The 13,888-nt window shown below is 58.0% G+C and carries 13 protein-coding genes; 5 read left to right on the top strand and 8 right to left on the bottom strand.

The features are described from left to right. The coding region (locus tag B4920_RS31070; RefSeq protein WP_139379456.1) for a transposase DNA-binding-containing protein at positions 1 to 77 on the bottom strand (77 nt) is incomplete at its 3' end. Between the two features lie 25 nt (positions 78 to 102). On the opposite strand from B4920_RS31070, the gene B4920_RS25300 reads away from it, so the two are divergent. Beyond that, positions 103 to 798, top strand: coding sequence for a TraM recognition domain-containing protein (locus B4920_RS25300; protein ID WP_079437524.1), 696 nt, complete (start codon positions 103 to 105; stop codon positions 796 to 798). A 9-nt stretch (positions 799 to 807) separates the two neighbouring features. Here B4920_RS25300 and B4920_RS25295 read toward each other — a convergent pair whose 3' ends face one another. Then, the gene (locus B4920_RS25295) at positions 808 to 1,410 is read right to left on the bottom strand and encodes a hypothetical protein (protein ID WP_024569580.1); all 603 of its coding nucleotides are present in this window, start codon (positions 1,408 to 1,410) and stop codon (positions 808 to 810) included. A 126-nt stretch (positions 1,411 to 1,536) separates the two neighbouring features. On the opposite strand from B4920_RS25295, the gene B4920_RS25290 reads away from it, so the two are divergent. Then, positions 1,537 to 2,427 (top strand): hypothetical protein, encoded by an 891-nt coding sequence (locus B4920_RS25290; protein ID WP_024569581.1) that lies wholly within the window; start codon positions 1,537 to 1,539, stop codon positions 2,425 to 2,427. A 25-nt stretch (positions 2,428 to 2,452) separates the two neighbouring features. Here B4920_RS25290 and B4920_RS25285 read toward each other — a convergent pair whose 3' ends face one another. The 6 genes from B4920_RS25285 to B4920_RS25260 all read right to left on the bottom strand — a co-directional run bounded on the left by B4920_RS25285 (position 2,453) and on the right by B4920_RS25260 (position 9,144). Further along, positions 2,453 to 3,511 carry an ArdC family protein gene (locus B4920_RS25285; protein ID WP_035834955.1) on the bottom strand — a complete coding sequence of 353 codons (1,059 nt, stop codon included), beginning with the start codon at positions 3,509 to 3,511 and terminating at the stop codon, positions 2,453 to 2,455. Between the two features lie 110 nt (positions 3,512 to 3,621). After that, on the bottom strand, positions 3,622 to 4,929 hold the full coding sequence (locus B4920_RS25280) for a replication-associated recombination protein A (protein WP_024569582.1): 1,308 nt from the start codon (positions 4,927 to 4,929) through the stop codon (positions 3,622 to 3,624). Continuing rightward, on the bottom strand, positions 4,922 to 5,395 hold the full coding sequence (locus tag B4920_RS25275; protein WP_079437523.1) for an AAA family ATPase: 474 nt from the start codon (positions 5,393 to 5,395) through the stop codon (positions 4,922 to 4,924). The genes B4920_RS25280 and B4920_RS25275 overlap by 8 nt, the downstream gene beginning before the upstream one ends. A 15-nt stretch (positions 5,396 to 5,410) precedes the next feature. After that, positions 5,411 to 6,040, bottom strand: a complete 630-nt coding sequence (gene lolA / locus B4920_RS25270) for an outer membrane lipoprotein chaperone LolA (protein ID WP_088179548.1) — start codon at positions 6,038 to 6,040, stop codon at positions 5,411 to 5,413. Beyond that, positions 6,037 to 8,328 carry a DNA translocase FtsK gene (locus tag B4920_RS25265; RefSeq protein ID WP_079437521.1) on the bottom strand — a complete coding sequence of 764 codons (2,292 nt, stop codon included), beginning with the start codon at positions 8,326 to 8,328 and terminating at the stop codon, positions 6,037 to 6,039. Before B4920_RS25265 ends, lolA begins: the two co-directional genes overlap by 4 nt. A 144-nt stretch (positions 8,329 to 8,472) precedes the next feature. After that, on the bottom strand, positions 8,473 to 9,144 hold the full coding sequence (locus B4920_RS25260) for a Crp/Fnr family transcriptional regulator (protein ID WP_079437520.1): 672 nt from the start codon (positions 9,142 to 9,144) through the stop codon (positions 8,473 to 8,475). Positions 9,145 to 9,360: 216 nt separating this feature from the next. Between B4920_RS25260 and trxB the strand changes: the two genes are divergently transcribed. From trxB to nosZ, 3 genes are all read left to right on the top strand, one after another. Continuing rightward, the gene (gene trxB / locus B4920_RS25255) at positions 9,361 to 10,320 is read left to right on the top strand and encodes a thioredoxin-disulfide reductase (RefSeq protein ID WP_079437519.1); all 960 of its coding nucleotides are present in this window, start codon (positions 9,361 to 9,363) and stop codon (positions 10,318 to 10,320) included. Between the two features lie 75 nt (positions 10,321 to 10,395). Further along, positions 10,396 to 11,397: a Smr/MutS family protein gene (locus B4920_RS25250; protein WP_079437518.1), complete on the top strand. Its 1,002-nt coding sequence runs from the start codon at positions 10,396 to 10,398 to the stop codon at positions 11,395 to 11,397. Positions 11,398 to 11,686: 289 nt separating this feature from the next. Then, the gene (gene nosZ, locus B4920_RS25245) at positions 11,687 to 13,630 is read left to right on the top strand and encodes a TAT-dependent nitrous-oxide reductase (protein WP_079437517.1); all 1,944 of its coding nucleotides are present in this window, start codon (positions 11,687 to 11,689) and stop codon (positions 13,628 to 13,630) included. The last annotated feature ends 258 nt before the right edge of the window (positions 13,631 to 13,888 follow it).

Genomic DNA, 13,888 nt, shown 5'->3' with positions numbered 1-13,888 from the left:
GCCAGCAGAACCGCTCGCTTGTTCAACCGCCGATCGCCCAGCTGTATCGTCCCGAACTCGTCTCTCGCCCAACTCATCAGCCAGCCTCGTCAATTATTTGGCATGAAGCATACAGACTGGAGAGTTGTGTGTAAGGGGATGCGCTCAAGGGGGGTCAGTCTCAGTCTGGCCATGCAGGATCTCGCGCAACTGGTGAAAATTTACGGGCAGGAATTCGTCGATTTCATAACCGCGAACACCGGAAGCATGTATATCTTGGGGGTCAATGACGGCTTCACAGCCAACAAGTTTTCCGAGTTGTTGGGTGAAAAAACCATCGCCAAGCTGCACCGTAGCGTGAGCCATAGCGACGGGGGAAAATCCACCTCCGTGGATGAACAGCACCACCAGGAAAAAGTCATGGGGGCCAACGAGTTCAACTTGTTGGGGGCCAATGAAGCGACGCTAACCATCACCTATCTGGCTTTGTTCGCCCGACAGAATCCGGCCTACATACTGACAGTACCGATCTTGTCCTACAAAACCAGAGCAGAGAGCAAACCGGCTGAATGGATCGATGCCCAGCCGAGCAGTCCCACACTCCCTGATATGGACCGATTTTGGGATGTTTCCCACGACAGCTATCAAGCGCCGCAACCGCCAATCTTAGCCACCCAGATCATGATTGATGAACAGCTAGACCATCTCTACGACGGCTACTGTGACGACCTTGAAAGGGAATTTGCCACACAGACGGATGCGGATCGCCTTGGATTCATCGCCGAACCAGGTCCTTTTGCCATGTATCAGGAAGATTAAGAACGTGAATCATTGCCATCGTTTGATCAGTTCATAGCCGATCAACACAACCGCCATGCTGGACGACCAGACTAGAAAATCGCGAGCGATTCCTTTGATGGTGTAGGGAGCTTCCACCATCTGCTGAAGGTAGGGTTCAATCAGATCGGGAAGCTTGGATCGCATGGCACTGATGAACAAGTGGCGGCTCTTCTCACGTAGCTTCTCGTTTTCCGCATCAAGCAAACTGGCGTAGCTTTGAATTTTTTCCTCATGAGCCTGTAGCAGTTGGGCGAAACGCTGACTCATGTTCTGAAGATTACCCGCAGCACGGCTACTGTGTGCGTGTATATCCATCTTTATGCTATCAAGATTCTTGTTCAAAATCGCCTGCATCGAACTTTCAAGCGAATCAGACATTTGCCAGACCACATGATTCATTTGCTCTACGGCATCAGGCATATCTTCATACAGTGTCTTGATGTATCCCATAATATAGAGAAGAGCGAAGGCTTCATCATCCGATCTTAAACCTGCATCATTGATGACCTTCATCAAGTCAAGCTTTCTTTCTTCAGGAAGCATGGCAAGTATCTTGTCCCTGAAACTCTCACGCTTTCCTATTTCTTGCATTTGATTTCCTTTTTTAATCAAACATACAAAAACAAAAAAGGATTGCAAGAGAAATGCCACTCATCTTGTTAGATTTGACTTTATATTTTGTTTTGCTACTTCTTGATCATGAGCGAAAGGAAAGCCATGACAACAAGAGCAAGTAAGATACAAACAGGGGAACTGGATGGTGTGACTGTGATTGCCGACCCCGACAACCAGCGATACCTTGTAGATCTTCCGAACAGCTATGATGTGTATTGGTTATTCAACAGCAAGGATGAAAAACATGCTTTTGCCAAGCGTATTGAACAACCGGACATCAAACGTGCCATCTATGAAATTCCAATTGAAAATCTGGCCACGGATGAGCAGATCAAGAGCTTCACGTACAAATTAAAGGAAGCCAGGAGCACCGCCAAGGCGATTGCCAGCGAACGAGAAGCTATGGAATCCGTGTTGTCCTTCAACCAAGCACATGACAACAAGACGGTTGCCTTCATCTACAAAGCTCCAACCAAAGGCTTTGCTGTCGGAGAAATTCTGCACAGTGGGAAATATTTTGTGGCTCAATCTGCTGGCGAGAACGACGAAAAGATATTCGTCCGAGTCATCCACAGCACCAAGCTACTGCAAGGCAAAGAAGAGTTTGCCAACCGCGAAGAGACCTTGAAGGAAAAATTCCCAGTAGGCAGTCACAAATATCTACGATACGACGAATTGGGAAGAATCAGCGCCAAAGACTACCAGCCCAAGGAGGTTGCCACTACTGAAAACCAAACCTTAACGGAAGATCAGCGTGCAGTTCTCAGGGCTTACAGTGAGAAGAACGGTCAGGCTTGGAAGGAAAAACTCAATGCAGCTTGGACCACTGGTAGCTACAAGGGACTGGACAACAATCAGTCTGCTCTTCTTCAACAAGTCCGCAACCAATTGGGCCCTGAGTGGCTGGCACAGTTGAAAACCGACGATCTCTACCCTGAAACGGCCAAACAGGCGAGTGTTGCCAAGCCAAAGGGCACTGCACAATCCCGATAAGCCACGCCACGACGTGGTTTTTCAACTACATACTGATCGCACAGCCCTTTTTTGCAGTGGCAATCGCCTGATCTGCCATGTCTTGAGCCTGCTGGTTTTTTAGCTGAAGGGTCAGTTTGTAGGCTTCCAAATGCTCAATCTGATATTCGGTAGCCTTGGATGCCTGATTAGCTGCCTTGGTGATCAAGGTTTTGTCATCTTTCAGGGCAGAAAGCCACGATCTCAAGTAAGCCGCATGATTTTCATGGCTGGAAGGATTGTGGGGGATACCCAACTCAACAGCCATGAATGATGAAGTCAATTCGGCAATCAGCTCTTCTTTTGCATACTCGGACGTGCCGAACCCATTACCCATTTTTCTGCCCAATGCTGGCCCCGTGCTATGCCCAAACTCATGTAGCAAGGTGTCGGCATAGGCTTCACTACTCTTGAATAGACCGGGTTCAGGCATATGAACCAGATGCTTGGCAGAAGAATAGTAAGCACGAGATACCCCTGAGTGCTCCACTTTGAGATCGGTTCTTTCCTGCAAAGCCTTGGAGAGTAGTTCAATCTCTTCAACCGGTTTCACTTCCTTACTGGCTTGAATGTAAGGTGGCATTCCTTCAATCTGACTGGCATTGAAAACGGGATACCACTTAAAGCCGATCTTGGGATTACCCTTTTCATCAAGAACAGGAAGAGCTTTCCCATCACTATTCTTGAGAACATTGCCGTCACTATCTTTCTGATAGGCTGGAACGACCTTCATGATGTAGCTGGCCTTGGAACCCTTCTTTATGTGAAGTGGAGTTTCCATTGCCTTGGACAGTTCTTGCATTTGAACGAAGGTCATCCAGCGTGGATCGCTGAACTCTTCAGTCATCAGAGTTGCAACATTAGAGCCATGATATTTTTCACCAGTCAGGGCATTTCTTGGCCATTCGTTGCAACTAAAAAATGGCTTTTCCCACTTCAAGCCTTGCTCTTCACAAGCAATCGCTTCTTCAATACGTGCAATGAACTTGTTGGTTAGCTCCTGCTGATAGTCTCGCTCTTCAGTCTTGGCGTATTCTTTTTTTTGGTATTGTTTCTTGTATGCCATCTATGTCTCTATGATTATTACAATTAACCATAAAGACAAAATTCACAATGTCAAGCTTCTACCGAATATCAAAGCCAAAAAACGAATTGACGAATAACCAGCAAGACAGACTACTTCTTTCTTCTTGCTTCATTGTCTAGTTTTCTCAAGAAATCCATCTTTTCTGTAATCTTTGCTTCCAGCCCCCTAGGTGTTGGCCGATACCATCCTGGTTCTTGTAGTCCATCAGGAAGATAGGTTTCACCCGCAGCATAAGCATTGGGTTCATCATGGGCATAGCGATATTCATGTCCATAGCCTAGTTCCTTCATCAGTTTGGTAGGAGCATTCCTAAGATGAACGGGAACTTCTCGGCTCTTGTCCTGCTTCACGAAGGCACGCGCCTTGTTGTAGGCCATGTAGCCTGCATTACTCTTGGCAGCAATCGCCAGATAGATCACTGCCTGTCCAAGTGCCAACTCACCTTCTGGACTACCCAGGCGCTCATAAGTCAGAGCTGCATCGTTAGCGATCTGCATAGCTCTTGGATCGGCTAACCCAATGTCTTCCCAAGCCATGCGAACAATGCGACGAGCCAAGTATCTTGGGTCTGCCCCGCCATCCAGCATTCTGGACAGCCAATAAAGGGCAGCGTCAGGATTTGAACCCCTGACTGATTTGTGCAGGGCGGAAATCTGGTCATAAAAGTTGTCCCCGCCCTTATCAAACCTCCGCGAGTTCAATGACAGAGCATTCTTGATGAAGTCCGCATCAATGTTCGTTACCCCAGCAGCCCCGGCTGCCGTACTGCACTGTTCCAGCAGGTTCAGGAATCTACGGGCATCACCATCCGCATAACCGACAAGTGTTTCAATGGACAGCTCGTCAAAGGTCAGATGACCCAGTACTGTTTCTCTTGCCCTGACGAACAGTTCCTTCAACTCATCGTCCGTCAGAGACTTCAGAACATAGACTTGAGATCGGGACAACAAAGCAGAATTGACTTCAAACGAAGGATTTTCTGTTGTCGCACCGATGAAGGTTACGAGCCCGGATTCCGCATAAGGCAGCAGCGCATCTTGTTGTGACTTATTAAATCGGTGAATCTCATCCACGAACAAGATGGTGTGCTTACCTTGGGCAAGGTTTTGCTCGGCCTGTTCCATCGCTGCACGGATGTCTTTGACCCCAGAGAACACCGCCGACAATGCAATGAACTCACAGTCAAAAGCTTTGGCGGTCAATCTTGCCAGTGTGGTTTTGCCGACCCCAGGTGGCCCCCAGAAAATCATTGAGTGCGCTTTGCCAGACTGGAAGGCAAGCTTCAGGGGCTTACCTTCCCCAAGCAGGTGCGACTGCCCAATCACTTCGTCCAACACCCTAGGTCGCAGGGCTTCAGCCAAGGGCGCAACAGGCGATTTTTCGAACAGGTCAGCCATGTTGAACCCGCCCTAAAATCATGCAGCTACGAGCCTGGAAGTTGTGCCAAGGCACAAAAAAGGCACAAAAGATATTTTTAAGTCGTTGATTTACAATGACTTTTATATATTTGTTGAAGCGGTGTACCTCGTCGACGAACAGAATCGTGTGGCGGCCGCGGGTGCGCGCCACTTCGGCCTGGGCGATCGCCTCGCGGATGTCCTTGACACCCGAAAACACCGCCGACAAGGCAGTGAACTCCGCGTCGAAAGCCTTGGCCATCAGGCGCGCCAGCGTCGTCTTGCCGACACCCGGCGGCCCCCACAGGATCATCGAATGGGGCTTGCCCGACTGGAAGGCCAGCGCCAGAGGCTTGCCCGGACCGAGCAGATGCTTCTGGCCGATGACCTCGGCGATCGTCTTGGGCCGCATGGCCTCTGCCAGTGGCAGGCGCGGCGGGTCGAGGGCGTCGAAAAGATCAGCCATGAAGAGGGGGCGGACTCACTCGCCGACCAGGTCGGCCCCTTTCGGCGGCACGAAGCGGAACAGCCCGGCGTCCAGGGCGGGGTTGCGCTCCATGTGGCCGAAGCTCAGGGACGTGGTCTGGCCGAAATTGTCGTTGAGGATCATCGCTTTCAGCTGTCCGCCGGCAAAGCCCATGCGGATCCGCTCGAAGCTGCTGTCACTAGCCCTCGGCGTCGCCTCGACCCACTCCAGGCCATCGGCGCTGCCGGCGTCCTTCAGCACGAAGTTCTTGTCGAGGGCATTGTCGCCGGCCAGGATCGCTGCCGGCGTCGTACCGAGGGCCTGGCCGAGCTTCTTGGTGGTGACCTGGTTGAGCTCCTGGTCGTAGGCCCACAACTTGTTGCCATCCCCCACCAGCAGCTGGGCGTAAGGCTTTTCATAGGTCCACCGGAACTTGCCCGGGCGGGCGAAGGCGAACGTGCCGCCGGCCTGCTGGGGCTTGCGGCCGGATTTGGACAAGACCTGCTGGGTGAAGGTCCCCTTGGCGCTGCGGGTCCCCTCCATGAACTGCTTGAGCTGGGCCAGGCCATCGGCGTGGGCCGAGCTGGCGGCAAACAGCAGGGCGAGCCCGAAGGCTCGCAAGGTGGCGTGGCGACGAATCATCATTCTCCTTCGCGGGCTGGGGCAACCACTTCCCGGTTGCCGTTGGAGCCCATCGGCGTAACCAGGCCGGAGCGCTCCATCTGTTCGATCAGGCGTGCCGCGCGGTTGTAACCGATGCGCAGGTGACGCTGGACCAGGGAAATCGACGGCCGGCGGGTCTTGACGACAATCTCCACCGCCTGGTCGTAAAGCGGATCAGCCTCGCTGCCCTCTCCGCCTTCGCCACCACCGGACAGATCGCCGCCCTCCTCTTCGGACGGCGTCAGTACGCCTTCGATGTAGTCGGGCTCGCCGGTGGACTTGAGGAATTCGACAACCTTGTGGACCTCGTCATCGGCCACGAAAGCACCATGAACGCGGGTCGGCAGGCCGGTACCCGGCGCCAGGTAGAGCATGTCGCCCATGCCCAGCAAAGCCTCCGCGCCCATCTGATCGAGGATGGTGCGGGAGTCGATCTTGCTGGAAACCTGGAAGGCCATACGGGTCGGGATGTTGGCCTTGATGAGGCCGGTGATCACGTCCACGCTGGGGCGCTGGGTGGCGAGGATCAGGTGGATGCCGGCAGCCCGGGCCTTTTGCGCCAGACGGGCGATCAGCTCCTCGATCTTCTTGCCGACCACCATCATCAAATCGGCCAGCTCGTCGATGATCACCACGATGTAGGGCAGCTTTTCCAGCGGCTCGGGACTTTCCGGGGTGATCGAAAAGGGGTTCTTCAGCGGTGCGCCGGCCTTGGCAGCCTCGGCCACCGCCTTGTTGTAGCCAGCCAGGTTGCGCACCCCGACGGCTGACATCAGCTTGTAGCGCTTCTCCATCTCCGCCACACACCAGTTAAGCGCATTGGCGGCATGCTTCATGTCGGTGACGACCGGCGCCAGCAGGTGCGGGATGCCCTCGTAGATCGACAGTTCGAGCATCTTCGGATCGACGAGGATCAGGCGCACGTCGGCCGGTTCGGACTTGTAGAGCAGCGACAGGATCATCGCGTTGATGCCCACCGACTTGCCGGAGCCGGTGGTACCGGCCACCAGCAGGTGCGGCGTCTTGGCGATGTCTGCCACCATCGGCTGGCCACCGATGTCCTTGCCCAGCGCCACGGTCAGCGGCGAACTCATGTCGTGATAGGCGCGGGAGCCGAGAATCTCCGACAGGCGCACCGTCTGGCGCTTGGGATTGGGCAGCTCCAGCGCCATGCAGGCCTTGCCCGGCACCGTCTCGACAACACGGATGCTCACCAATGACAGGGCCCGCGCCAGATCCTTGGCCAGGTTAACCACCTGACTACCCTTCACGCCGACCGCCGGCTCGATCTCGAAACGGGTGATCACCGGACCGGGATAGGCCGCCAGCACCTTCACCTCGACCCCGAAGTCGGCGAGCTTGCGCTCGATCAGGCGGGACGTGAATTCCAGCGTCTCGACAGAAGGCGGCTCCACGTCGTGGGACGGTTCATCGAGCAGCGACAGCGGCGGCAACGCCCCACCAGGCAGCTCGGTGAAGAGATGCGGCTGACGCTCCTTCTCGATCCGTTCCGACTTCTCGACCTTCACGACCGCCGGCTCGATACGCACCGGCGGTGGTGGCGCGACCTCCTCCTTCTTGCGCTTGGTCTCGACCACTTCTTCGCGCTTCTGCGCGACCTCGCGGCCGACGCGACGGTCTTCCCAGGTCTGAAAACCGTTGGTAACGAAGATCCACAGCCTTTCCAGGCCGGTACCGAGCAGCTCGGAAGCCTCGACCCAGCTCACGCCGGAAAAGAGACTCAAGCCACCGGCAATCGTACCGAGCAGCAGCAGGGTCCCACCGGTGAAACCCAGGTACTGCAGTACCAGATTGCCGAACTCGATGCCGATCACCCCGCCCGGCTCGAGGGGCAGCGTCGCCTTGATCGAGTGGAAGCGCATCGCCTCCAGGCCGCTGCTGGCGACCAGCACCATCACGAAACCGAACACGACGATGAAAAGGGAGCGCCGGTCGGCGCCGAACACCAGCTTCAGCCGCCGGAATCCCACCGCCAGACCGAACCCCAGAAAGGCCACCCACCACCAGGCAGACAGTCCGAAAAGGTAGAACAGCAGGTCTGACAGCCAGGCGCCAAAACGTCCGCCCGGATTGCTGACACGCTCCACCTGCACGGCATGGGACCAGCCTGGATCGGCCTTCGAATAGCCGAACAGGATCATCGAAAAATACAGGGCCAGCACGCCGAGGAACAGCCAGCGGGCTTCCTGCAACAGGCTGGCGATCTTTTCGGGCAGCGGAAGCGGACGGGTGGAGGGACGTTCGGACATGGTTCGGCGAGGATCGGGCACTACGGAAGCGATACCAAAAAAGCAAAAGCGCGGCTCATCACCGCGCTTCCATTATAAACCAGGGTCTCTGGCCGTCCCTTCTCCGTCCGTTTGCGAATACGTAAGGAAGGATTTCCGTACCAGTCACAAGTCGTAGATCTTTTCTCTCAGGATCACGCCACCGTCGGTTTCCTCGATCAGGCCACGCAGCCCCAGGTCCTTCATGACCCGGCTGACCATCTCGCGGGAAGCGCCGATCATCTTGGCGATGTCCTGCTTGGAGATTTTCTTCTTGACCACCTTCACGCCGTCGATCTCTTCGGACATCTCGAGGAGCAGGCGCGCCACACGGCCATAGACGTCCATCAGCGCCAGGCTTTCGATCTTGCGATCGGCATCGCGCAGGCGGCGGGTGAGATTGCACATGACGTGCCAGGAGAGCTCGAAGTTGTCCTGCATCAGGCGCTTGAAGTCCGTCTTGGCGATGGTCACCAGATCGGACGGCGCCACGGCCACCACCGACGCGGAACGGGGACTGTCGTCCAGCACGCCCATTTCGCCGAACATTTCTCCCTGCCCCAGGATGGTCAGGATCACCTCACGGCCATCTTCGTCGCTGACCATCACCTTCAGGTTGCCGGTCAGCACGAAATAAACGAAATCGGTACGGTCGCCCTCATGGACCACGGCAGCCCCTCGCGGTACGCGCCGCATCATCGCCACGCGTGCCACGGTTGCCAGCCGGTCGTCGCTCAGGCCCTGGAAGATCGGAAAAGTCCTCAGGGCAATGGTGGACACGGAGCTGGTGACGGTCATAAGGCCTCTCCTCGGCGGGACGCTAATTAATTTTTCGGCGACGTGATCAAATTGTCGTACAACTTCCGGAATTAAGTATAAATCAAACTGACGTCATATCGCGCTCGGCTGTCATGCCGGATGCCACTTTGCCTACCTACAAATCACAAAGCGGGTGGGAACCTCGGGCCTTATAATCGGTCTTCCTCGCCTCACAGACAAGAAAGACCCACGAAGATGGCTACCCGACACATCAAGCTCCTGATCCTCGGCTCCGGCCCTGCTGGCTACAGTGCCGCCGTCTATGCCGCCCGCGCCAACCTGAACCCCGTGCTGATCACCGGCATCGCGCAGGGTGGCCAGTTGATGACCACCACCGAAGTGGACAACTGGCCCGCCGACGCGGATGGCGTGCAGGGCCCGGAACTGATGGCCCGCTTCGAAAAGCACGCGCTGCGCTTCAACACGGAGATGATCTTCGACCACATCCACACCACCCACCTGGCCGAAAAGCCAATCCGGCTGGTCGGCGATGCGGGCGAATACACCTGCGACGCGCTGATCGTCGCCACCGGTGCCAGCGCCCAGTACCTGGGCCTGCCCTCCGAGGAAGCCTTCTCCGGCAAGGGCGTGTCGGCCTGCGCGACCTGTGACGGCTTCTTCTACCGCAACCAGGAAGTCGCCGTGGTCGGTGGCGGCAACACCGCCGTCGAAGAAGCCCTGTACCTGGCCAACATCGCCAGCAAGGTCACCCTCGTCCATCGCCGCGACAAGTTCAAGGCCGAGCGCATTCTGGTCGACAAGGTTTACGAAAAGGTCGCGGCCGGCAAGATCGAACTGGCCCTCGAGTCCACGCTGGACGAAGTATTGGGCGACAAGACCGGCGTCACCGGCATGCGCATCAAGAGCGTCAAGACGGGCGAAGCCCGCGACATCGAGCTGAAGGGCGTGTTCATCGCCATCGGCCACAAGCCCAACACCGACATCTTCGAAGGCCAGCTCGAGATGGAGAACGGCTACATCGTCACCAAGGGCGGCCGCGAAGGCAATGCCACCGCCACCAGCGTACCCGGCGTGTTCGCCGCCGGCGACGTGCAGGACCACATCTACCGCCAGGCCGTCACCAGCGCCGGCACCGGCTGCATGGCCGCGCTCGACGCCGAGCGCTACCTGGACAGCCTGGGCCTCGCCGGCTGAGCCGTCAGCAAGGGCCTCACAACGGACCGGCCCCTGCCCGGTCCGTTTCCTTTTGCACTTCAGCATCCGCATCAAATGGGCAAGGACAAGCGTCACTCCGGACTCGACACCCTCAAGGCGATCCGGCATCAGGTACCCAACAGCACGCTCAAGACGGTCATCGGCCGTCCCGCGGCCGCACCGGCACGGCCGACGCCGGCAGAGCACGCCTCCGATGACGACGCGGCATTTTTCCGCAAACAGGTCGGAACCCTGCAACCGGTCCGCGGCCAGGACCGGGCGGAGATCGACAAGCCCCGGCCCGCCCCCCGGCCGCGCCCGCAGATCATCGAGCATGAGCCGGAGACGCCGCGCAAAGCCCCGCGCGTCGACGAGAACGACCCGGTCGCGGTGTTCCGCGCCGCCCTCGGCGACGTCGCACCGATCAAGGACTTCAACCGCGCCGACCTGAGCAGCCAACGCCAGCAGGCCAACCCACAGGTCCGCGCCATCGAGCACTGGGAGGCACCTGCGCCGGCCTTTGACGAGCGCGCGCCGCACGACCCCGCCGAACTGTTCCGTCAGGTAGCCGGCAAGGTCGCACCGTTGAAGGACAAGAACCTTGCTGCAGTGGCCCGCCCGACGCCGGCACCCCTGCCCCGCAAGCGCGAGGAAGACGAACGGGAAGTCCTGCGCGAAGCGCTGGAAACCCCGCTCAGCTTCGAGGACCGCCTCGACATGGGCGACGAGGCAGCCTACCTGCGTGTCGGTCTGCCGCGCCGGATTCTCACCGACCTGCGCCGCGGGCGCTGGGTCGTCCAGGGAGAACTCGACCTTCACGGCCTGACCCGCGACGAAGCCCGCGCCGCGCTGGCCCATTTCATCGCCCAGGCCCTGCTGCAGGGCCGCCGCTGCCTGCGGGTGATCCACGGCAAGGGCCACGGCTCACCGGGCCGCATACCGGTCCTCAAGCACCTCTCCCGCGGCTGGCTGGCCCAGCGGGAAGACATTCTCGCCTTCTGCCAGGCCCGCCCCCATGACGGCGGCGACGGCGCGCTGCTGGTTCTGCTGCAAGCCGGCGGAGCACCGCGCAGCTGAACCCGCAGCGGCGAGAGCCTCCGCCCTGCGGAATTTTCGCCTTTTATTTCAGTATCTTCTAATACTCCCCCCTGAATACGACCATTCGGCCGGATTCAGGGGCTGGTCTTTGGCGATTCTTGCCCGCGGTCAATTTTTTTCCGCGCCAACCCTCCTACAGTGCGCTGCGACAGATTGCCGCAGGGGCGAAGCGTCGCAGCCGGCGCCCTTCCCCGCCTGGTCTGGACATGCAGCCCGCATTGCGCGGCCCGCTCGCACTCAGCTTAGGGACATACGGAGACCAACCACAATGAGTATCGAAGACATCAAGCACGACGACGCCAGCCCCGTTCCGGCGCGCCGCAGGTTCCTGAACTCCGCCGCCCTCGCCGGCCTGGCCGGGGCCGGCCTGTCCGTCGGCCTGTCCGCCTGCAAGCAGGAAGCCTCCGCCCCCGCCGGTGCGCCGGCAGCCGCGCCGGCTTCCCATGGTGCCGGCGAATACGGCAAATACGAAGTGCCTCCCGGCCAGCTCGACGAATACTATTCTTTCTCCAGCGGCGGCCACTCCGGCGAAGTGCGAATCTACGGCATGCCCTCCGGCCGCCTGTTCAAGCGCATCCCGGTGTTCAACATGGACTGCCTGGTCGGCTGGGGCATCACCAACGAATCCAAGGCCATCATCGGCACCAAGCCGGACGGCAGCCTCAGGTACCACACAGGCGACACCCACCACGTTCACCAGTCCTACACGGACGGCATGTACGACAGCAAGTACATCTTCGTGAATGACAAGATCCACAGCCGCCTGGCCCGTATCCGCATGGATACGATGGAAACCGACAAGATCATCGAGCTGCCCAACATCCAGGGCTTCCACGGCACCTTCCCGGACAAGCGCGATCCGGTGGACGAAAAGATCAACCACACCACCCGCGTGTTCTGCGGCGCCGAGTTCTCCATTCCGTTGCCCAATGACGGCAACGACATGAACGATCCGACCAAGTACCACTCCCTGTTCACCTGTGTGGATGCCGAGTCCATGGAAGTGCGCTGGCAGGTGCTGATCGACGGCAACTGCGACCTCGTCGCCACCTCCTACGATGGCAAGCTGGCCGCCACCAACCAGTACAACACCGAGATGGGCGCCCACTACCAGGACATGATGTCCTCCGAGCGCGACGCCTGTCTGTTCTTCAACGTCGCCCGCATCGAGGAAGCAGTCAAGGCCGGCAAGACCAAGACCTACGGCAGCTCCAAGGTGCCTGTGGTGGACGGCACCAAGGCCGCCAACCAGGACCCGAAGACCGCCCTCACCTGCTACGTGCCGATTCCGAAGAACCCCCACGGCGTCAACGCCAGCCCGGACGGCAAGTACTTCGTGTGTTCCGGCAAGCTGTCCCCCACCGCCAGCGTCATTCAGCTGGATCTGGTGCTGAAATGGTTCGATGGCGACCTGAAGGATGCCCGCGATGCCGTCGTCGGCGAACCGGAAATCGGCCTCGGCCCCCTGCACACCGGCTTCGACAACAAGGGCAATGCTTACACCACCCTGTTCCTCGACAGCCAGATCGTGAAGTGGAACGTCGAAGCCGCCATCCAGTCCTTCAAGGGTGACAAGAACGCCAAGGTCGTGGTCGATCGCGTGGATGTGCAATACCAGCCGGGTCATGGCTTCACCTCGATGGGCGAGACCAAGGCGCCGGACGGCAAGTACTTCCTGTCCGACAACAAGTTCTCCAAGGACCGCTTCCTGCCGGTCGGCCCGCTGCACCCCGAAACCGCGCAGCTGATCGACATCAGCGGCGACAAGATGAAGGTGGTGGCCGACCACGCCGTGTATTCCGAGCCCCACGACTCCATCATCGTCAAGCGCGAGTTCATCAAGACCCGTCAGGTCTACAACCTGGACGACTTCCCCAATGCGATCAAGGACCCGAAGGAATCCGGCGTCGAGCGCAAGGGCAACAAGGTCACCGTGAAGATGGTGTCCCAGGCACCGGCCTTCAGCCTGCCGGAATTCACCGTCAAGAAGGGCGATGAGGTCACCCTCATCCTCACCAACCTGGACAAGGTCGAAGACTTGACCCACGGCTTCGCGATTCCGAAGTACGACATCAACTTCATCGTGAACCCGCTGGAAACCAAGTCCGTCACCTTCAAGGCCGACAAGCCGGGTGTCTATTGGTGCTATTGCACGAACTTCTGCCACGCCCTGCACCTCGAAATGCGTAGCCGCATGATCGTGGAGAAGTAAGTCCGCAACCTGTTCCTTATCGACGAAGTACTTCAGGGAGACGTTCGCGTCTCCTTTTTTTTGCCTTCGATGGGCCTGTCCGAATTTTTGTGTTTGAGGCATAACAGCATCCAGAAAGGATGAAGGTATGCCGAGGAAGAAGGAGAAGCTGTCGTTGCCACCGGTTGCAGAGTTGCCGGAAGGCGCGCAGCAGTGGCTGGATCAGGTGGTGACGGGGCCGATGACGGCCGGTGCGGTTGAAGAGGTGATGCGCGGGAT

Source organism: Zoogloea sp. LCSB751, assembly GCF_002028455.1.
GTDB lineage: Bacteria > Pseudomonadota > Gammaproteobacteria > Burkholderiales > Rhodocyclaceae > Zoogloea.
Note: the sequence above shows the minus strand (reverse complement) of the source record. Positions and strands in the feature narration are given on the sequence as shown.